Origin of the sequence: Methylobacterium gnaphalii, assembly GCF_007992215.1 — a bacterium.
Classification (GTDB): domain Bacteria; phylum Pseudomonadota; class Alphaproteobacteria; order Rhizobiales; family Beijerinckiaceae; genus Methylobacterium; species Methylobacterium gnaphalii.
In genome coordinates this window covers 38,085-56,764 of the sequence record NZ_BJZV01000017.1, presented here as the reverse complement: position 1 = coordinate 56,764, position 18,680 = coordinate 38,085, and the positions used below count along the sequence as shown (strand labels likewise).

At 67.0% G+C, this 18,680-nt stretch carries 17 protein-coding genes; 8 read left to right on the top strand and 9 right to left on the bottom strand.

Features of this window, described 5'->3' with window-relative positions; all coding sequences use genetic code 11:
* Positions 1 to 3 precede the first annotated feature (3 nt).
* Together MGN01_RS15600 and lpdA are read left to right on the top strand one after the other, a co-directional pair.
* Positions 4 to 1,407 (top strand): pyruvate dehydrogenase complex dihydrolipoamide acetyltransferase, encoded by a 1,404-nt coding sequence (locus tag MGN01_RS15600; RefSeq protein ID WP_147047751.1) that lies wholly within the window; start codon positions 4 to 6, stop codon positions 1,405 to 1,407.
* 79 nt (positions 1,408 to 1,486) lie between these two features.
* The gene (gene lpdA, locus MGN01_RS15595; protein WP_147047750.1) at positions 1,487 to 2,908 is read left to right on the top strand and encodes a dihydrolipoyl dehydrogenase; all 1,422 of its coding nucleotides are present in this window, start codon (positions 1,487 to 1,489) and stop codon (positions 2,906 to 2,908) included.
* A 57-nt stretch (positions 2,909 to 2,965) separates the two neighbouring features.
* Here the strand turns inward: lpdA and MGN01_RS15590 are convergent, their stop codons facing one another.
* From MGN01_RS15590 to MGN01_RS15570, 5 genes are all read right to left on the bottom strand, one after another.
* Complete coding sequence (locus MGN01_RS15590) at positions 2,966 to 3,301, bottom strand: hypothetical protein (RefSeq protein WP_147047749.1); 336 nt, start codon at positions 3,299 to 3,301, stop codon at positions 2,966 to 2,968.
* A gap of 202 nt (positions 3,302 to 3,503) precedes the next feature.
* A complete protein-coding gene (locus tag MGN01_RS15585; protein ID WP_147047748.1) occupies positions 3,504 to 3,740 on the bottom strand; it encodes a hypothetical protein in 237 nt (78 codons plus the stop codon).
* Between the two features lie 81 nt (positions 3,741 to 3,821).
* On the bottom strand, positions 3,822 to 4,325 hold the full coding sequence (locus MGN01_RS15580; protein WP_147047747.1) for a YciE/YciF ferroxidase family protein: 504 nt from the start codon (positions 4,323 to 4,325) through the stop codon (positions 3,822 to 3,824).
* 156 nt (positions 4,326 to 4,481) lie between these two features.
* Positions 4,482 to 4,748: a DUF6894 family protein gene (locus MGN01_RS15575; RefSeq protein WP_147047746.1), complete on the bottom strand. Its 267-nt coding sequence runs from the start codon at positions 4,746 to 4,748 to the stop codon at positions 4,482 to 4,484.
* A gap of 5 nt (positions 4,749 to 4,753) precedes the next feature.
* Positions 4,754 to 4,936, bottom strand: coding sequence for a DUF3606 domain-containing protein (locus tag MGN01_RS15570; RefSeq protein WP_147047745.1), 183 nt, complete (start codon positions 4,934 to 4,936; stop codon positions 4,754 to 4,756).
* Between the two features lie 329 nt (positions 4,937 to 5,265).
* Between MGN01_RS15570 and MGN01_RS15565 the strand changes: the two genes are divergently transcribed.
* Positions 5,266 to 5,919 (top strand): class II aldolase/adducin family protein, encoded by a 654-nt coding sequence (locus MGN01_RS15565; protein WP_147047744.1) that lies wholly within the window; start codon positions 5,266 to 5,268, stop codon positions 5,917 to 5,919.
* Between the two features lie 525 nt (positions 5,920 to 6,444).
* On the opposite strand, the gene MGN01_RS15560 is transcribed toward MGN01_RS15565, so the two are convergent.
* Entirely contained in the window at positions 6,445 to 6,627 is a 183-nt protein-coding gene (locus MGN01_RS15560) for a hypothetical protein (RefSeq protein WP_147047793.1), read from the bottom strand.
* Positions 6,628 to 6,840: 213 nt separating this feature from the next.
* Here MGN01_RS15560 and MGN01_RS15555 point away from each other — a divergent pair, with 213 nt between their 5' ends.
* From MGN01_RS15555 to MGN01_RS15540, 4 genes are all read left to right on the top strand, one after another.
* Complete coding sequence (locus MGN01_RS15555) at positions 6,841 to 8,040, top strand: efflux RND transporter periplasmic adaptor subunit (protein WP_147047743.1); 1,200 nt, start codon at positions 6,841 to 6,843, stop codon at positions 8,038 to 8,040.
* 10 nt (positions 8,041 to 8,050) lie between these two features.
* Positions 8,051 to 11,188 carry an efflux RND transporter permease subunit gene (locus MGN01_RS15550; protein WP_147047742.1) on the top strand — a complete coding sequence of 1,046 codons (3,138 nt, stop codon included), beginning with the start codon at positions 8,051 to 8,053 and terminating at the stop codon, positions 11,186 to 11,188.
* A gap of 137 nt (positions 11,189 to 11,325) precedes the next feature.
* A complete protein-coding gene (locus MGN01_RS15545; RefSeq protein ID WP_147047741.1) occupies positions 11,326 to 12,429 on the top strand; it encodes an HD-GYP domain-containing protein in 1,104 nt (367 codons plus the stop codon).
* Between the two features lie 87 nt (positions 12,430 to 12,516).
* On the top strand, positions 12,517 to 13,704 hold the full coding sequence (locus tag MGN01_RS15540) for a GGDEF domain-containing protein (RefSeq protein WP_147047740.1): 1,188 nt from the start codon (positions 12,517 to 12,519) through the stop codon (positions 13,702 to 13,704).
* Positions 13,705 to 13,835: 131 nt separating this feature from the next.
* On the opposite strand, the gene coaBC is transcribed toward MGN01_RS15540, so the two are convergent.
* A complete protein-coding gene (gene coaBC / locus MGN01_RS15535) occupies positions 13,836 to 15,116 on the bottom strand; it encodes a bifunctional phosphopantothenoylcysteine decarboxylase/phosphopantothenate--cysteine ligase CoaBC (RefSeq protein WP_147047739.1) in 1,281 nt (426 codons plus the stop codon).
* Between the two features lie 57 nt (positions 15,117 to 15,173).
* Between coaBC and MGN01_RS15530 the strand changes: the two genes are divergently transcribed.
* Complete coding sequence (locus tag MGN01_RS15530; protein WP_147047738.1) at positions 15,174 to 15,815, top strand: Type 1 glutamine amidotransferase-like domain-containing protein; 642 nt, start codon at positions 15,174 to 15,176, stop codon at positions 15,813 to 15,815.
* A gap of 45 nt (positions 15,816 to 15,860) precedes the next feature.
* Here MGN01_RS15530 and ubiB read toward each other — a convergent pair whose 3' ends face one another.
* Positions 15,861 to 17,423 (bottom strand): 2-polyprenylphenol 6-hydroxylase, encoded by a 1,563-nt coding sequence (gene ubiB, locus MGN01_RS15525; protein WP_147047737.1) that lies wholly within the window; start codon positions 17,421 to 17,423, stop codon positions 15,861 to 15,863.
* 107 nt (positions 17,424 to 17,530) lie between these two features.
* Positions 17,531 to 18,292 carry a bifunctional demethylmenaquinone methyltransferase/2-methoxy-6-polyprenyl-1,4-benzoquinol methylase UbiE gene (ubiE, locus tag MGN01_RS15520; RefSeq protein WP_147047736.1) on the bottom strand — a complete coding sequence of 254 codons (762 nt, stop codon included), beginning with the start codon at positions 18,290 to 18,292 and terminating at the stop codon, positions 17,531 to 17,533.
* Between the last annotated feature and the right edge of the window lie 388 nt (positions 18,293 to 18,680).

Below are 18,680 nucleotides of genomic sequence, written 5' to 3'. Positions count from 1 at the left end.
GCGATGCCGATCAACGTCCTGATGCCCGCCCTGTCTCCGACCATGGAGAAGGGCAACCTCGCCAAATGGCTCAAGAAGGAGGGCGATGCGGTCAAATCCGGCGACGTGCTCGCCGAGATCGAGACCGACAAGGCGACCATGGAGGTTGAGGCCGTCGATGAGGGCGTGCTCGCCAAGATCGTCGTGCCCGAGGGCACGGCGGACGTGCCGGTGAACGACCTGATCGCGCTGATCGCCGAAGAGGGCGAGGATCCCAAGAGCGTGAGCGCGCCTTCCGGCGACGATGCGCCGAAGGCAACGGAGGCACCCGCCGCCGCGCCCGAGCCCAAGACGGCTCCCGACGAGGCCGCTCAGCCTGCCTATGCCCGCGCGAACGAGGCGCCCGAGGGCGCCGTGGCGACCCGTTCGGGAGAGCCAGCGGCGCGCACGGAGGGCGAGCGCATCTTCGCCTCACCGCTCGCCCGCCGCATCGCCGCGCAGGAAGGCCTGGACCTCTCGGCGATCAGTGGCTCCGGCCCGCGCGGCCGCATCATCGAGCGTGACGTGCGCGAGGCCGCCAAGAGCGGGACGGGCAAGGCTCCGGCCAAGCCCGAGGCAGCAGCGGCTCCCGAAGCCAAGGCGCCCGCGGCCAAGCCGGCCTCCGGGGGAGGGGGCGTGCAGCCGCTCGGCATCGATCAGGTCCGCGGCTTTTTCAGCAAGGATGCTTACGAGGAAGTGCCGCTCGACGGCATGCGCAAGACGATAGCCCGCCGCCTCACCGAGGCGATGCAGATTGCCCCGCACTTCTTCCTCACGGTCGACTGCCAGATCGACGCCCTGCTCGCCCTGCGGTCACAGCTCAACGACAGCGCCGCCAAGGACAAGGACGGCAAGCCGGCCTTCAAGCTGTCGGTGAACGACTTCATCATCAAGGCGATGGGCCTCGCGCTGATGCGCGTGCCGGATGCCAATGCGGTCTTCGCCGAGGACCGGGTGCTGAAATTCAACAATGCCGAGGTCGGCGTCGCGGTCGCCATTGACGGCGGGTTGTTCACGCCGGTGATCCGCAAGGCCGACCAGAAGACGCTCTCGACCATCTCCAACGAGATGAAGGATTTCGCGGCCCGCGCGCGTGCCAAGAAGCTCAAGCCCGAGGAGTACCAGGGCGGCGTCACCTCCGTGTCCAATCTCGGCATGTTCGGGATGAAGCACTTCACGGCGGTGATCAATCCGCCGCAATCCTCGATCCTGGCGGTCGGTGCTGGCGAGAAGCGCATCATCGTCGGCAAGGACGACCAGCCCGTGGTCGCGCAAGTCATGACGGTGACGCTGTCCTGCGATCACCGCGTCATGGACGGCGCACTGGGCGCGGAACTGCTGTCGGCCTTCAAGACGCTGATCGAGAGCCCGATGGGGATGCTCGTCTGACCTGGCAGAGCCGCATCAGCCACGAACAATGACCTCCAACTCCTCCCCGCAAGGGGAAGGAGAGAAGGCGGAGCCTTGAATGTCCGAGACCTACGACGTCCTCATCATCGGTGCCGGACCCGGCGGCTATGTCACGGCGATCCGCGCTGCACAGCTCGGCTTCAAGACGGCGGTGGTCGACCGCGAGCATCTCGGCGGCATCTGCCTGAACTGGGGCTGCATCCCGACCAAGGCGCTGCTGCGTTCGGCCGAGATCTACCACTATATGCAGAATGCCGGCGATTACGGGCTTTCCGCCAAGGACGTCGGCTTCGATACCGCGGCGATCGTGAAGCGCTCGCGCGGCGTCTCGGGCCGTCTGAATGGCGGCGTCGGCATGCTGCTGAAGAAGAACAAGGTCGACGTGATCTGGGGCGAGGCCGCGATCGACGCGCCCGGCAAGGTCACGGTGAAAGAGACCAAGCGCGCCGAGCCCCCGAAGGGTGCCAAGGGCGCGGGCAGCTACAGCGCCCGGCACATCATCGTCGCGACAGGTGCCCGCCCGCGCGCGCTGCCCGGTATCGAGCCCGACAAGAAGCAGATCTGGACCTACTACGACGCCATGGTCCCGGAGAGCATGCCGAAATCACTGCTCGTGATGGGCTCTGGCGCCATCGGTATCGAGTTCGCCTCGTTCTACCGCACCATGGGCGCCGAGGTGACGGTGATCGAGCTGCTGCCACAGATCCTGCCGGTGGAGGATCGCGAGATCGCCGGCCTTGCCCGCAAGCGCTTCGAGAAGCAGGGCATCAAGATTCTCACCGGCGCTAAGGTCACCAAGGTTGAGAAGAGTGCGAATGCCGTCACCGCCACGGTCGAGGACGACAAGGGTAAGACGCAGCAGTTGACGGCCGAAAAGCTGATCTCCGCGGTCGGCGTCGTCGGCAACGTCGGGAATCTCGGGCTCGAAAAGCTCGGTGTGAAGATCGAGCGCGGCATCGTCGTCACCGACGGACTCGGCCGCACCAACGTGGACGGCATCTACGCCATCGGCGACGTCGCCGGGCCACCGATGCTGGCGCACAAGGCCGAGCACGAGGGCGTGATCTGCATCGAGACCATCAAGGGGCTTCCCACCCACCCGATGGACAAGGGCAAGATTCCCGGCTGCACCTATTGCCAGCCGCAGATCGCCAGCGTGGGCCTCACCGAGGCCAAGGCCCGGGAGCAGGGTTTCGAGGTGAAGGTCGGCCGTTTCCCCTTCGCGGGCAACGGGAAGGCCATCGCGCTCGGCGAGCCGGACGGGCTGATCAAGACAGTGTTCGACGCCAAGACCGGCCAGTTGCTCGGCGCGCACATGGTCGGCGCCGAGGTAACGGAGCTGATCCAGGGCTACGTCGTCGCCATGAACCTGGAGACGACCGAAGAAGAGCTGATGCACACGGTCTTCCCGCACCCCACGCTCTCGGAGATGATGCACGAGAGCGTGCTCGATGCGTATGGGAAGGTGATCCACAGCTGAGACCGAAGCCAGGTCTCAGGCCGCACGGGCTTTCGGAAAGAGCGCCGGCCTCGCCGCTCAGGCGAAGGCAGCCGGACGCACGGAACGGATCAGCCGGAAGAACGCGCCCTTGGCGCCACCCGTGACGCGGCCAGCATCGTCAGCTGTTTCGTCGGCGGCCGACGTCCCGTTTCCGCGCAGATCGTCGTGACGGTACTGCGCGAGAGCATTCGCGACGATGTCCGGAACCGGGTGGTCGCATTCTTCGAGGAGCAGGGTGGCCTTCTCCAGCGCTTCACCTTTCTCCGGGCAGAACGCACCACTCGCGAGGCCTTCGGTGAGCAACTGATCGGCCAATGTCGATGCCAGCGAACTGACCGTGTCGAGACGGCTCTGCCGAATATCAATCTCCACCAATCCAACGCTCCCTGCATACACTCTACGCCCTGCAGCCGACCGGATCGGCGAGAACGTCGTCCAGCGGCGGCAAGAGCCGAGACTCACTGGTCAATCGCGACGATTGTTGGGCAGCGCCTCAGAATCTCCGCAGGCCGCGTGGAACGCATTCACCGGCCCGCGGAGATTCATGCAGATATTTACGTCCTATCGATGAGCACTATTGGCCCGGGGGCTGACCCTGCTGGCCGCCCTGCTGCTTGTCCTTCTTGTTGGCCTGGTGATGTCCGACGGCGCAGCCGACCGCCGCGCCCGCCTTGCCATGCCCGGCCATGTGACCGGCAATCCCGCCCGCAGCCGCACCCTTGAGACAGCCCTTGGCCTCAGCCGGCGTGCCGGCGATGCCGAAACCAGCGAGGGCAAGCAAGAGGGCCGGGCCGGTGAGAGAGCGCTTCATCACGACAAAACTCCGTAGGATGGATGTGCTCCCCAACCGCCGGGCGGCAGGGGTGTTCCGCGCTGCCCGGCAGCAAGCTCTCTAGGCAGCCTGACGGTTCACATGGCTGCCGGCGAGATCCGAGAGCTTCTGATCGGTTGCCTTTTCCTCTTCGAGGTTCTGCGACAGCACCTGGGCACAGTCGTCGCGGCCGAGACGCTTCGCCCAGGCGATCAGCGTGCCGTAGCGCGTGATCTCATAGTGCTCGACGGCCTGGGCCGAGGCGAGGAGGGCGGCATCGAGCACCTCCTTGTCCGCGACGTCGCCGGCCAGCTCGTTGGCCTCCTCGATGATCCCGTTGATCGCCGGGCAGGTGACCGCCTTCGGCGAGTGCCCATGCATCTCGAAGACCTGCTCAAGCCGCTTGATCTGGCCTTCGGTCTCGCGAAGATGCGTCTCGAAACCCTGCTTGAGCTGCGGATCAGTCGCCTTGTCGATCATCTTCGGCAAAGCTTTGGTGATCTGGTTCTCGGCGTAATAGATGTCCTGAAGCGTATGGACGAAGAGATCGTCCAGCGTTTTGATGTCTTTCGTGAACAAACCCATGGCTGCCTCCCGCATGTGATGTCGAGCAGGAGACGCGACACCTTGGCAGGAGAAGCTTCGCCGAAGACATCACGCCTGTTGTGGCCAAAAAACCCAGTCTTCCACGGCTTGTTCCGAAATACGCTCCAGGTCTGATCTGGCCTCTCGCCAAGCGGCTCAGTGGCGCGTCTCACCGCCGTCCGGCGGCAGCGGTTCGGTCACCAGCGCCTCGGATAGCGGGAATTCCAGCACCACGGTCTCGCTCTCATCCGTCACGAAGAGAACGGCCTGGAACAGGGCTGGGTCGCTGTCTGTGCCCTGGAGGAGCTGAAGGGCTAGCACGCGTGCCGCCGCCCAGGCCGCATCGGGATCCGCCAGCTCGCGGCCATCGGGGTCGACGATCACGTCGTCGTCGATATGGGTGTGAAAGAAGTAGCGAGGCATGCGGGTCAGCGCTTCTTGCCGAGTTCGGCCGCGATGTCCTTGGTCATGCGGCCGACCTTACGATGTGCGGCGGTGATCTGATCCTGGGTCACGCCCCAGCGCTTCATCCAGTACTCGACAGCCTTCCGTTCGGAGAGGTCCAGACGGTCCTTATCGATGAAGCCGCGCTTGTCCTTGAGGCCCGCCATGATCGCTCCTGTGAAGTCTCCGATGTCGGTGCCGGAGAAGGCCAGGTCAAGCGCGGGTACGCGGCTTGTGACATGGCGGAGCGAACATTGAGGCTTGTCAAAGACGAATTCGACGAGAGGGCGGAACACACGGCGGCTTTACAGCTTAACCATTCATACAGGCGGCGACGGAGCAGGTGATGGGTGGGGAGCTGGTCGTGTTCGTTCTCGCAGCCGCGACCTTCGCGGGATTTGCTTTCGGCAGCGACATGCTGAAGTCCGACGTACGCCACTGAGACCGGTTGTCAGACCGGCCTGTGTCGGCAAAGACGGGCGTGCAGGAGGCCAGCATGTCCCGTCACACCGAGTTCGCGGTGCGCCAGTCGATCGTCGACGCTGCCCGTTCCATGAACGGGCTCGGCATCAATCACGGAACGTCCGGCAACGTCTCGGTGCGTTGGGGCGATGGCCTGCTGATCACGCCGTCCGGTTTGCCCTACGAGCAGATGAGCGCCGACGACGTCGTCTTCGTTGAGATGGACGGCTCCTTCGACCACCCACTGGTCCCATCGAGCGAGTGGCGCATCCACCGCGACATCCTGGAGCGGCGACCGGACGTGAACGCTGTCGTCCACGCGCATCCGATCCACTGCACCGCCTTCGCCATGTGCCGTCAGGATATCCCTGCGGTCCACTATATGATCGCGGCCGCCGGCGGTCCGACGATCCGCTGCAGCGGCTACGCCACCTTCGGCACGCCGGAACTCTCGGAGCTGGCGCTCGAAGCGCTGGAGGGGAGGGCCTGCTGCCTGCTCGCCAATCATGGCATGATCGCCACGGGGCCCGGTCTCTCGAAGGCGCTATGGCTCGCCGTCGAGCTGGAGACGCTTTGCCGACAATACGCAGTGGCTCTGCAGATCGGTACGCCGCACGTGCTGTCGGACGACGAGATCGCCCGCAACGTCGAGAAGTTCAGGAGCTATGGACCGCGGCCGAAGGTGTGAGCCTCGCCACACCACCGCGTGCGGCTCAATCCCGACAACGTCGCCCTCGCCACCACCAGGGTATCATCGAGAAGCTCGGCGAGACCGCGCATAAGAAAGGCCCGACTGTGCGAGGGTCGGGCCTTTGGCAGGGTCCACGCTTTCGAGTTCAAGGGTTCCCCGTCAGGATCGGGCCGCCGCTACGAACCCAAAGGGTCCGTTGAAGGCAGCGCTCAACCCCCCCCCGAAAGCCTCATCCCTGTCGGTTATCATTCGGTGGATCGTCCGCGTCACCTTCATCGGTGCGCGGCGTGGAGAGAACAACGGCGTAACGCATGCGCGAGCCTCCTTTCTCCGATCCATTTCATCGCCCTCCAAGCCGAGGTCCAGAGCAGCGACAGGGGAATGCTAGGCCCGAATTCGGGGCGTTGGCAAGCGAAGCCGGCTGAAAAACTGATCTCAACCCGTAGCGCATTCGTTCGGCTGACGAGGATGGCACCATCCGGCGAAGGATGCCTTCCTCAGTCCACTACACCCGTAGGTCGACTATGAGATGAGGTCGAGCTTCGATGCCTCGATGCCGCGGGCACGCAGCTGATCGGGGAGCGAGGCGAAATCAGGATAACCCGCATCCCGCGCCATTGCGTCCAGCGCCGTCTTCTCGTCATGCGCGCTGCCAGTCCAGAGAACGGCGCCGCTGGTCTTCTGCTTGATCTGGAAAATGCTCATCATGCACCATCCGGATGTTCAACGATCTGGACTGGCTAACGCCCGACGCTTGTCCAAGTTGCGCAGCAACATCGTCATGATGCGAGATACGTTAGCGTTGTCGTGATAGGGTCATTCTTACGGCCAGCTCCGACACCGTCGCGCCTTGAAATCGCCGGTCTGGAGCAGGACGAGGCACATGGGCACTCACGTGCCCATGATCGAAGCGTGTACATGACCCACATCAGACTCCTTCCCCTGCTGACAGCCGTCCTTCTGGCTGGCGCCAACATCGCCGCGCACGCCGCCGAGCCGGCCTCCGTGCCGGACCCGGCCTCGCTGCTGCCCGCCGTGAGTGTCGTGCCGGCCGAAACCCGCGAAATCGTCGAGCAGGCGGTCGTCACAGGCACCCTTGTGCCGCGCGACGAAATTCTGGTGGCGCCGGAGGTCGAGGGACTGCGCATCACCGAACTTCTGGTGGAAGAGGGCGACCGGGTCTCCAAGGGCCAGGTGCTCGCCCGGCTGTCCACCGAGATGATCGAGACGCAGGAGGCCTCGAACAAGGCGGCGATCGCACGCGCCGAGGCAGCCATCGTCCAGGCGCGCAGCCAGATCACGCAGGCCGACGCCGCGAACGTCGAGGCCAAGCAGGCGCTGGAACGCGCACAGGCCCTGGTCAAGACCGGCAACGCCACCGCTGTAACCCTCGAGCAGCGGGTTTCCGCCGCGCAGGCCGCCGAGGGCAGGCTCGCCGCCGCCAAGGGCGGCCTCGATTCGGCGAATGCCGACCTGGCCACCGCCAAGGCTCAGGCCAACGAGATTGCCCTGCGCCGCGCGCGCACCGAGATCCGCGCGCCCGAGGGCGGCATCGTCAACCGCCGCACGGCCCGCCTCGGTGCCACCGCGACCGCCGTCGGCGAGCCGCTGTTTCGTCTCATCGCCCGCGGCGAGATCGAACTGGAAGGCGACGTGCCGGAGACGGCCCTGCCGCGCCTCAAGGAGGGCAACCCCGCCCGTCTCGACATCGACGAGACCCACAGCCTCGATGGCCGCATCCGCCGGATCTACCCGGAAGTCGACCGGATGACCCGGCTCGGGAAGGTCCGCATCTCCCTCAAGGCCGATCAGGCCCTCCATATCGGCGCTTTCGCCCGTGGCAAGGTCGAAGTTGCGCGCCGCACGGGCGTCGCCGTGCCGCTCGCCGCCGTGCTCTACGCGGCAGACGGTACCGCGAGCGTGCTCGTCGCCAAGGACGGGCAGGTCCGCTCCCGCAAGGTCGCGACCGGTCTCTCCGCCGAGGGCTTCACCGAGCTGAGCTCGGGCGTCTCGAACGGCGAGTTCGTGGTCGCGCGCTCCGGTTCGTTCCTGCGCGATGGCGACCGTGTCCGTGCCGTCCCGCCGAAGGCCGACCAGGCCTCGGCCGAGACCCGCTGAGGAACCCGCGATGCGCCTCAACGTCTCGGCCTGGGCGATCCGCAAGCCGATCCCATCGCTCGTCCTGTTCATGGTGCTGATGGTGCTCGGCCTGGTGAGCTTCCGCTCGCTGCCGATCACCCGCTTCCCGAACATCGACATCCCGATCGTCTCCGTGACGATCACGCAGTCGGGCGCCGCGCCGTCCGAGCTTCAGACCCAGGTCACGAAATGGGTCGAGGACGCGGTCTCGGGGGTCAAGGGCGTCAAGCACGTCATCTCGAACATCTCCGAGGGCATCTCGGCGACGACGATCGAGTTCCGCCTGGAGGTGAGCCAGGACCGCGCCGTCAACGACGTGAAGGAGGCGATCAATAAGATCCGCATCAACCTCCCGCGCACCATCGACGAGCCGCTGATCCAGCGCGTCGAGATCGCCGGCCTGCCGATCATGATCTACGGCGCTTCGGCACCGGCCATGACCCCCGAGGACCTGTCCTGGTATGTCGACGACGTCGTGGCGCGGCAGGTCCAGGGTGTGAAGGGCGTTGGCGGCGTCGAGCGTCTCGGTGGCGTCGCCCGCGAAATTCGCATCACCCTGAAGCCGGACCGGCTGCTCGCGCTGGGCATCACGGCGGCCGACGTGAACAAGCAGGTCCGCATGACCTCCGCGGATATGGCGGGCGGACGCGGTGAGCTCGCCGGCGGCGAGCAGTCGATCCGGCTGCTCGGCGCCTCGGCGAGCCTGGAGAACCTCGGCGCAACCTCGATCGTGGTGCCCGGCGGCCGCAAGGTCCGGCTCGACGAACTGGCGACGCTGGTCGACAGCTTCGAGGAGCCGCGCACTTTCGCCCGATTCAACGGCGAGCCGGTGGTCGCCTTCGCGATCTCGCGCTCGAACGGAGCCAGCGACGCCGAGGTCTCGGTGGCAGTGGCAAAGAAGATCGCCGAGCTGTACGAGGCCAATCCCGGCGTGCATTTCGACCTGATCGATACCAGCGTCACCGGCACGATCGGCAACTACCACTCGGCGATGATGGGCCTGATCGAGGGCGCCTTGCTCGCCGTCGTGGTGGTGTTCCTGTTCCTGCGCGACTGGCGCGCGACGCTGATCGCGGCGATCGCGTTGCCCTTGTCGGTTCTGCCGACCTTCTGGGTGATGAGCGCGCTCGGCTTCTCGCTGAACGCTGTCAGCCTGCTCGCCATCACGCTGGTCACCGGCATCCTGGTGGACGATGCCATCGTCGAGATCGAGAACATCGTGCGCCACATGCGCATGGGCAAATCGCCGTTCCGCGCGGCGCTGGAGGCGGCCGACGAGATCGGCCTCGCGGTCATCGCGATCACCGCGACGATCATCGCGATCTTCGCGCCGGTCTCGTTCATGCCGGGCATTGCCGGCCAGTACTTCAAGCAGTTTGGCATGACGATCGCGGCCGCGGTGTTCATGTCGCTGCTGGTGGCGCGCCTGATCACGCCGCTCCTCGCCGCCTACTTCTTGCGCGACCACGGGCATGAGGAGCGAGAGGGCATCATCCTGCGCGCCTATTCCCGCGTCGTCGCCTGGTCCGTGCGCCACAAGTTCATCACGCTGGTGCTCGGCCTCGCCTGCTTCGCCGGCTCCATCATGTCCGCGGGTCTGCTGCCGGCCGGCTTCATCCCGGCCGAGGATGCAGCACGCACGATGTTTGTGGTCGAACTGCCGCCCGGCGCCCGGCTCGACGATACCAAGACGGTCACGGATGGCATCGTCGAGACGATCCGGGCGATGCCCGAGGTTCGCTCCGTCTTCGTCGATGGCGGCCGCCAGCTTCCCGGCAAGAAAGAGGTCCGGCTCGCCAGCCTGACCATCAACCTGACGCCGAAGAATGAGCGGCACCTCACCCAGAAGCAGATCGACCTCAAGGTCTCGGACATCCTGCGCCAGGTGCCGGACATCCGGTTCTGGTCGCTCAAGGAAGGCGGCCAGCGTGAATTCGCTCTGATCGTCTCAGGCAACGACTACCCGGTCGTGGCCGACGTCGCCGCGCGCCTCCAGCGCGAGGCAGCGGGCGTGCCCCATCTCGTCAACGTCATGTCGACCGCGCCTCTCGACCGCACCGAGATCCGCATCACGCCGAAACCCGGCGTCGCCGCCGATCTCGGCGTATCGACTGAGCTCATTGCCGAGACGGTTCGCGTCGGCACGATCGGCGACATCGCAGCCAACCTCGCCAAGTTCAACGCCAAGGACCGCCAGGTGCCGATCCGCGTGCAGCTTCCGGAGACGGTGCGCGGAAAACTCTCGGAACTCGAGACGCTGAAGGTGCCGGTCAAGCAGGGTGCGGCCGTGCCGCTCTCCACCGTCGCCGACATCACCCTCGGGCGCGGCCCAACCGCGGTCGACCGTTACGACCGCGCCATCCGCGTGGCCATCGAGGCCGATCTGCAGGGGTCGGACGCGCTCAGCGCGCTGATCAACCAGGTGATGGAGCTGCCCACCGCCAAGAACCTGCCGCCAGGGGTCGTCATCAAGCAGACGGGCGATGCCGAAATCATGGGTGAGGTCTTTGAGGGCTTCGCCATGGCCATGGGCGCCGGCCTGATGATGGTGTTCGGCGTGCTGGTGCTGCTGTTCGGCAACTTCCTGCAACCGGTGACCATCCTGTTTTCGCTGCCGCTCTCCATCGGCGGCGCCATCCTCGGTCTCCTGATCTGCCACATGCCGATCTCGATGCCCGTGGTGATCGGCATCTTGATGCTGATGGGCGTCGTCACCAAGAACGCGATTATGCTCATCGATTTCGCCGTTGAGGAGATGGCGCGGGGCGTCGACCGCATCACCGCAATTACGGATGCCGGCCGCAAGCGCGCGCGGCCGATCGTGATGACCACCATCGCCATGGCAGCCGGCATGGTCCCCTCGGCGATGGCGCTGGGCATCGGCGGCGAGTTCCGTGCGCCCATGGCGGTGGCGGTGATCGGCGGCCTGATCGTCTCGACCGGCCTGTCGCTGATCTTCGTGCCGGCGATCTTTATCCTGGTCGACGACCTGTCGCGGCTCTTCGTGCGGCTGTTCGGGCGCTTCGTCGGCGAGCGGGATGATCCGGAAGACGAGGCGGCGTTCTATGCGCCCGGCCATGCGGCGAACGAAGCTGGGGTCTACGGTCCGAGGGTGGCTGCGGAATAGGTGAGGGGGCTTGACGTGGCGTTTTACTGGGCGCTCGTTGAGTCTTCCTAAACCATCGCAGGGCAATCCTGCGGGCCTCCCCTTGCGGATCCGACGTTCCGTCCAGGCTCCGGGGCCACTGGGCGAATGACGGCCCCATGCACGAAGCAAGTGTCCTTCTGGTTTCGGACCGTCGGGAGCGGGCGGAGAGGCTTGCCAGCGCGATCGGCCTCATCCGCCCCTGTCAGGTCATCGAGCCAGGCCGAGCGCTGCCGTCCCAGCCGCCACTCGCCTTTCTGATCGATCTCGCGGAAGGGCTGCCCGATACGACATGGGGCGAGACGCTCGCCAAGCGAACGCGCCTTGATGCCGTGCCATGCCTCTACGTCGCCCGTCACGGCGAGGATGCCGATGATCCCGAACCCCGTCGGTTTGGCGTGCCGACGGTCGTCTCGGCAGGATCTCGCTCGGCTGGGATCGTCCCGACGCTGCTGAAGCTCATCGACGAGGCACAAACCTCAAACGCGACCACCGTCCGGCTCGCCAAGCGCGTCGGAACCGCCATCAGCCTCGTCAGCGGGATGTTCGGTGCAGCCGCGTCCGGTCGTGCTCCGAGCGCGTCCGCTGCGGAGGAGGGCACCGAGATCGTGCTCGCCGCCGTGTCCGAGGCCGGGATCGGCGCCTGGCTCGACCGCCTGCGCCGTCATCACATCGGCGTCTACGAGCATTCGCTGAGCGTGGCCGGCTTCGCCGCCGCCTTCGCGGGTGAAATCGGCCTCGGCCGCCGCGACACCCATCGCCTGGCGCAGGCTGCCCTGCTGCACGACATCGGCAAGGCGCACACGCCGGCGGCGATCCTGGACAAGCCCGGCCCTCTGACGCCGGACGAGATGCGCGTGATGCGCGAGCACCCGGCGATTGGTGCCGATCTCCTCGCACAGGACGAGGCCTACGACGCCGCCATCCTCGACGTGGTGCGCCACCATCACGAGCGCCTCGACGGCAGCGGCTATCCGGACGGCCTGAAGGGTGCCGACATCCGCGACCTCGTGCGCATCGTGGCGATCTGCGATGTCCACGCGGCGCTGACCGAGCGCCGCGCCTACCGCGCCGCCCTCTCCGCCCAAGAGGCCCGGCGCATCATGGAAGGCATGGCCGGCCAGCTCGACGCCGACCTGCTGCGCGCCTACCTTCCAGTGATCCTCCAAGCCGACGGCGACCGACCCGCAGCACCTGCACTGGTCGCGCATACCTTTTCGTAACGAACGCAGACTTAGGGTTGAGCCAACGCGCGGCGCGTGGATGCCGCCCCGTTCGGGAACCTAGATCCACGGCCGTCCCGGGCGAGCATGCGCGACAATCCTCTTACCTTCAGCCTGCCGCGCTGGCGCTTCACGCGCTGGCTCGCCTATGCCGGCCCCGACATTCCACGCGACATCCGCATCGCGCTGATCGGCAGCCTCTACGGCACGCTGCCGATCTTCGCCGGCGGCGTGGCCAACACCATCACCGTCGCAGCCCTCATCGCCTACCGCATCCCGCATCCGGCCATGCTCGGCTGGCTCGCGATCGAGGTCGCGATCTGCCTGGCCCGGCTGGTCGTCCTGATCGTGGCGCGTAAGGCTGCGGAGCAGAAGCGCCGTACACCCACCGACATCAATCTCGTCCTGGCGCTCGCTTGGTCCGCGAGCCTCGGCCTTGGAACCTTCCTCAGCGTCACCAGCGGCGATTGGGTCGCGGCGACGCTGGCCTGCCTGTCTGCTGCAGCGATGGTCGGCGGCACCTGCTTTCGCAATTTCGCGGCGCCGCGTCTGACCGCCCTGATGATCGCGCTGACGCTGGGGCCGTGCTGCCTCGGCGCCGCTTTCGCGAGCGAGCCCATCATGATGGTGACGTTCCTGCAGATCCCGTTCTACGTGCTGACCATGACCATCGCCGCGTTCAAGTTGAATCGGATGATGGTCGCGACCATGCGGGCCGAGCGCGAGAATGGATTCCGCGCCCATCACGACGCGCTCACCGGCCTCTCCAACCGGTCGGGCCTCGACGCCGCCATGAAGGCTATGCAGGCGATCCGGCCCGGATCGATCGGCCTGCTCTATCTCGACCTCGACGGGTTCAAAGCGGTCAACGATACCCACGGCCACGCCGTCGGCGACGATCTGCTGAGGATGGTCGGCGAGCGTCTGCGCGCCGAGGCCGGGCGTGGCATACTGGCCGCGCGGATCGGCGGCGACGAGTTCGTGGTGCTCTGCGAAGATCGCGGCCGGTCGGAGTTGATCGCGCTCGCCGAGCGGCTGATCGCCCGGATCTCCGAACCCTACGCCGTCGGGGATTCAAGCCCCGCCCAGATCGGCGTCAGCATCGGCATCGCGCAGTCACCGGACCACGGCGACAGCCTGACGAGCCTGTTGCAGGCCGCAGACCGGGCGCTCTACCGCGCCAAATCGATGGGCAAAGGTCATTGCTCCCTCGCGCGGCGTAGGGTCCTTGAGGACGAGAACAGCGAACCCGCCGCGAACCGGCGCTCGGCCTGACTGCGCCGTCGCATATCAGCCGAGGCTCGACGCCACGCGACAACACCCTGGCGTGATGAATGCAGCTCGGGCTGCGGCAGCAGCGGTTAGGGAGGGGAAAGCGGCCAGGCCGGATGTGGAGGCGGCAGGAGTCAGCCCCCCGGCATCGCGCTCAGGATCTCCGCGAACCGTGCCACCAGCCGCTTGCCGACCTCGTCCTTGCCGAGCCGTGGCCAGGTATCGAGGGCACCGTCGCGGGCCAGGAGGTGGACGGTGTTCTCAACCCCGCCCATGACGCCGCCCTCATGCGAGACGTCATTGGCGACGAGGAGATCGCAGCCCTTCTTCGCCAGTTTCTTCCGCGCGTTGTCGAGGACATCGTCGGTCTCGGCAGCGAAGCCGACGACGAGCGGCGGACGGGCCTTGATGCGGCCGGCGATGGTGGCGAGGATGTCGGGGTTCTCGACCAGCGTCAGCGGCGGCACGGCCGCGCCGTCCTTTTTGATCTTGCCGCCGCGGGTTTCGGCCGGACGCCAGTCACCGACGGCGGCTGCGAAGACCGCGATGTCGGCCGGCAGGGCGGCCTCGACCGCGGCAAGCATCTCGCGGGCAGTCTCGACACGCACGACCGTGACACCGGCCGGATCGGGGATCGAGACCGGTCCCGAGACCAGCGTTACCCGTGCGCCGGCCGATGCGGCCGCAGCCGCGATGGCGTGCCCCTGGCGGCCGGAGGAGCGGTTGGCGAGATAGCGCACCGGGTCGATCGGTTCATGCGTCGGCCCCGAGGTGACGAGCACCGTCTTGCCCGCGAGCACGCCCTTGCCGGCACTTTGCGCCGTCCGTCCGGCCAGGAAGCCGAGCGCGCCGCGCTCGCTGCGCTCATTCAGCATGGCTTCCAGGGCGTCGGCGATCTCGTGCGGCTCGGCCATTCGGCCAGGTCCGTACTCGGCCTCGGCCATCGCGCCGTCATTGGGGCCTACAATGGAGACACCGTCGCCCGTGAGCGCCACAACATTCCGCTGCGTCGCAGGGTGCTGCCACATCCACACGTTCATCGCGGGCGCAATCAGGATCGGCAGGGTGGTGGCGAGCAGCACGGTGGAGGCAAGGTCGGGCGCGTGCCCCCCGGCCATCCGCGCCATCAGGTCGGCGGTGGCTGGCGCCACCACGATGGCGTCGGCGTCGCGCGCGAGCCGGATATGGCCGATATCGGCCTCGTCGGCCCGGTCGAACAGGTCGGTATGGGCCCGCTGGCCGGCCAGCGCCGCGGCGGCGAGCGGCGTCACGAATTCCTGCGCCGCCTTCGTCAGGATCGGCCGCACCGCGGCGCCGCGCTCGCGCAGGCGCCGGATCAGGTCGAGCGCCTTGTAGGCCGCGATGCCGCCGCCGATGATCAGGAGAACGCGCCGGCCGGAGAGGGACTGGGACATGCGGCTAGTCAACGGACTGCGTGATACCCGTCAAGGGTGAGCCTCCAGGAGACGACGATGCGCCTTTACCTGTCCTCCCTCGATCTCGGGGACACTCCCGCGGAACTGGTGGCGCTCGCGCCGCGGGGAAGGGTTGCCCTCATCATGAACGCGCTCGACGGCGACGAGGCCTCGCGCGGGATGTGGCGGGCAACGGAGACCGACGCGCTGCAGGCCCTCGGTTTCACAGTCGACGAACTCGACCTGCGCCGCTTCTTCGGCGACGCGGCCGGCCTGCGCACGGCGCTGGCCGGGTTCGACATGGTCTGGATCAACGGCGGCAACACCTTCGTGCTGATGCGCGCGATGCGCCTCAGCGGCTTCGACCGGATCATCACCGACCGGCTCGCCGAGGACTCGATCGTCTACGGCGGCTTCAGCGCTGCGACGGTGGCAGCCACGCCGAGCCTGCGCGGCATCGAGGCGGTGGACGATCCGAACGAGGTGCCGGAGGGCTATCCGAGCGAGATCGTCTGGGACGGGCTCGGACTGGTGCCGTTCCGGGTGGCCGTGCACTACCGCTCGGATCACCCGGAATCAGCAGATGTCGAGAGGGAGATCGCCTTCTACGAGCGGGAAGGGCTGGCGTACCGCACCCTGCGCGACGGGCAGGTTCTCATCGTGAGCGATGCGGTCGAGAAGGTCAGGCTCGTGGGCTGAGTGGGCTGCTACTGGCCCACAACATCCTGCCGTCCCCAACGGCACTCACCGAAAAGCGAGGACCAGGACTCCGATCGCGATCGCCCAGAAGGCCAGCGTCGACCAGATCGCGCGCTGCTTCTCGGTCTTTACCAGCCGCCCGAGATGCCGCGCCTCCTCGCTGCTCTCCTCGTCCACCCGCACCATGATCCGGCGGATGCGCTGAGCGATGTCGGGAATGTCGGCGATCACGTCCGAGAGCGCCAGGGCCGCCCGGCCAGCTCCCTCGATCCGGCCGATCGGACCGAGGTTGCGGGCGATCCAGCTCTTCACCACCGGCTCGGCGCCCGTCCACATGTCGAGCTGCGGGTCGAGCGAGCGGGCGACGCCCTCGACCACCACCATGGTCTTCTGCAGCATCACCAGCTCGGTGCGCGTGCTCATGTCGAACAGCGCGGTCACATCGAAGAGCAGGGTGAGCACCTTCGCCATCGAGATCTCGTCGGCGGGGCGCTGGTGGATCGGCTCGCCAATGGCGCGGATGGCCTGCGCGAAATCGTCCACGGAGTGGTGGCGCGGCACGTAGCCCGCCTCGAAATGCACCTGCGCCACCTGGCGGTAATCGCGGGTGATGAAGCCGAGCAGGATCTCGGCGAGGAACCGCCGCTCCGCCATGCCGAGCCGGCCCATGATGCCGAAATCCACCGCCGTCAGCCGGCCGTCCCGGTCCACGAACAGGTTTCCGGGATGCATATCGGCGTGGAAGAAGCCGTCGCGGATCGCCTGGCGCAGGAAGGACTGGATCACCGAGCGCCCGAGCGCCTTGATGTCGTGCCCCTCGGCGACGATGCGGGCGCGGTCGCTCAGGCGGATGCCGTCGATCCATTCCGAGGTGAGCACGTTGCGCGAGGTCATCTCCCATTCCGGGCGCGGCACCCGGAAATCCTCGTCGTTCTTCGTATTCTCGGCGAGTTCGGACATGGCGGCGGCCTCGAGCCGCAGGTCCATCTCCATCATCACCGAGCGGGCCAGCGTCTCGACGACTTCGCGCGGGCGCAGGCGCTCGGCATCGGGCAGCATCGCGTGGACCATGCGGGCCATGAACCGCATGGCCTGCAGCTCGCGGGCGAATTGCGCGCGCACGTCCGGGCGCATCACCTTGACGGCGACGTCGCGCAGCGTGCCGTCCTTGTCGCGCAGCTGCGCCTTGTGCACCTGCGCGATCGAGGCCGCCGCCACCGGCTCGCTGAACGAGGCGAAGAGCGCCGTGATCGGCTTGCCAAGCTCTTGCTCGACCATGCGAATTGCGACGCCCTGGGGGAACGGCGGCACCCGGTCCTGCAGCCGCTCCAGGTCGCGCGCCGCCGCCATGCCGACGATGTCCGGCCGCGTCGCCAGGAACTGCCCGAACTTCACGTAGGACGGCCCGAGCCGGGTCATGGCCCGCTCCAGCGGGCTCGCACCGGGTTGCTGGGAGACGCCGCGCCGCTCCAGCGAGCGCCCGACCTTCAGCGCGAGGCGCAGGTGAGGCGGAAGCTCGACCGGGTCGATCAGCGCCAATCCGCCCTCGCGCGCCAGCACGAAGCCGACATGCACGCCGCGGACGAGATGGAAGACGCCGCCTAGCACGGGGCGAACTCCCCGCGGTCGTTCCGGGCCTCGCCGAGGGCGAAAACCCTGGAAGGGCAGTGGGTTGCGGGGTGGTTCGGGACAGCCGGCGCGAGCGGAGCCACCACTCAGGCTACCTTCCAGCCGGAATGGATCGCCACGATCCCGCCCGACAGAACCCGGTGCGTCACCCGCGAGAATCTCGCCTCCTCGATCATCGCCGAGAACCGGCCGGGCGAGGGGAATTTCCGTATGGATTCAACGAGATACTGGTAGGACTCGCGGTCCCCCGCCACCCGCGCGCCGATGCGCGGGATCACGTGGAAGGAATAGGCGTCGTAGATCTTTTCGAGGATCGGCAGGTCGACCCGCGAGAATTCCAGGCACAGGAAACGCCCGCCCGGCTTGAGCACGCGAAGGGCCTCCTTCAGCGCCAACTCGATGCGCGGAACGTTCCGGATTCCGAAGGCGATTGTGTACGCGTCGAACATGTTCGCGGTGATCGGCAGCGCCTCCGCATTGCCCGTCACGAACTCGATCCGCCGGCCGAACCGCGACCCGGCCCGCTCCTGCCCGACCCGCAGCATCGCCTCGTTGATGTCGAGGACGGTGACCTCCGTGTCCGGCCCGCCGGCCTCCAGCACGCGGAAGGCGATGTCGCCGGTGCCGCCGGCCACGTCGAGATGGCGGAAGGGCCGGTTGCGGCCCGGCCGCAGCATGCCGATGAGATGCGACTTCCAGGCCCGGTGCAGGCCGCCCGACATCAGGTCGTTCATCAGGTCGTAGCGCTTGGCCACGGAGCGGAAGACGTCGTCCACCCGGCCCTGCTTCTCGGCGAGCGAGACACGCTCGAAGCCGAAATCCGCCGTGCCGTCGTCAGCCACGCTCATGCCGCCCCATCCGTCCCAAGCAGGCCCTGGAGAGGCGCCTCGCGGTCCCCCGGCAAAACCTGCGGCATACCCAGATGCCCGGCAGCGGCGCGTCGGCTTCCCCACGCGCCGCTGCCGGGCACCGCCGCTCATAGCGAATGCGCCGCGGGACCGCCATGTGGAGAAGCCGCGGCATAGGGCTTATGAACCGAACCCGCGAAACAGGCGTCCCTTCATCACCCCTCGGCCCACCCAATCCCCTCATCCTGAGGTGCGAAGCGAAGCGAAGCCTCGAAGGAGGGCCCCAGATAACGCGCGAACCCTGGAGCCCTCCTTCGAGGCTTCGCACCTCAGGATGAGGGGGATGACTGGGTGATGGACAGCCCCCCGCGTTTCACGTGAAACATTT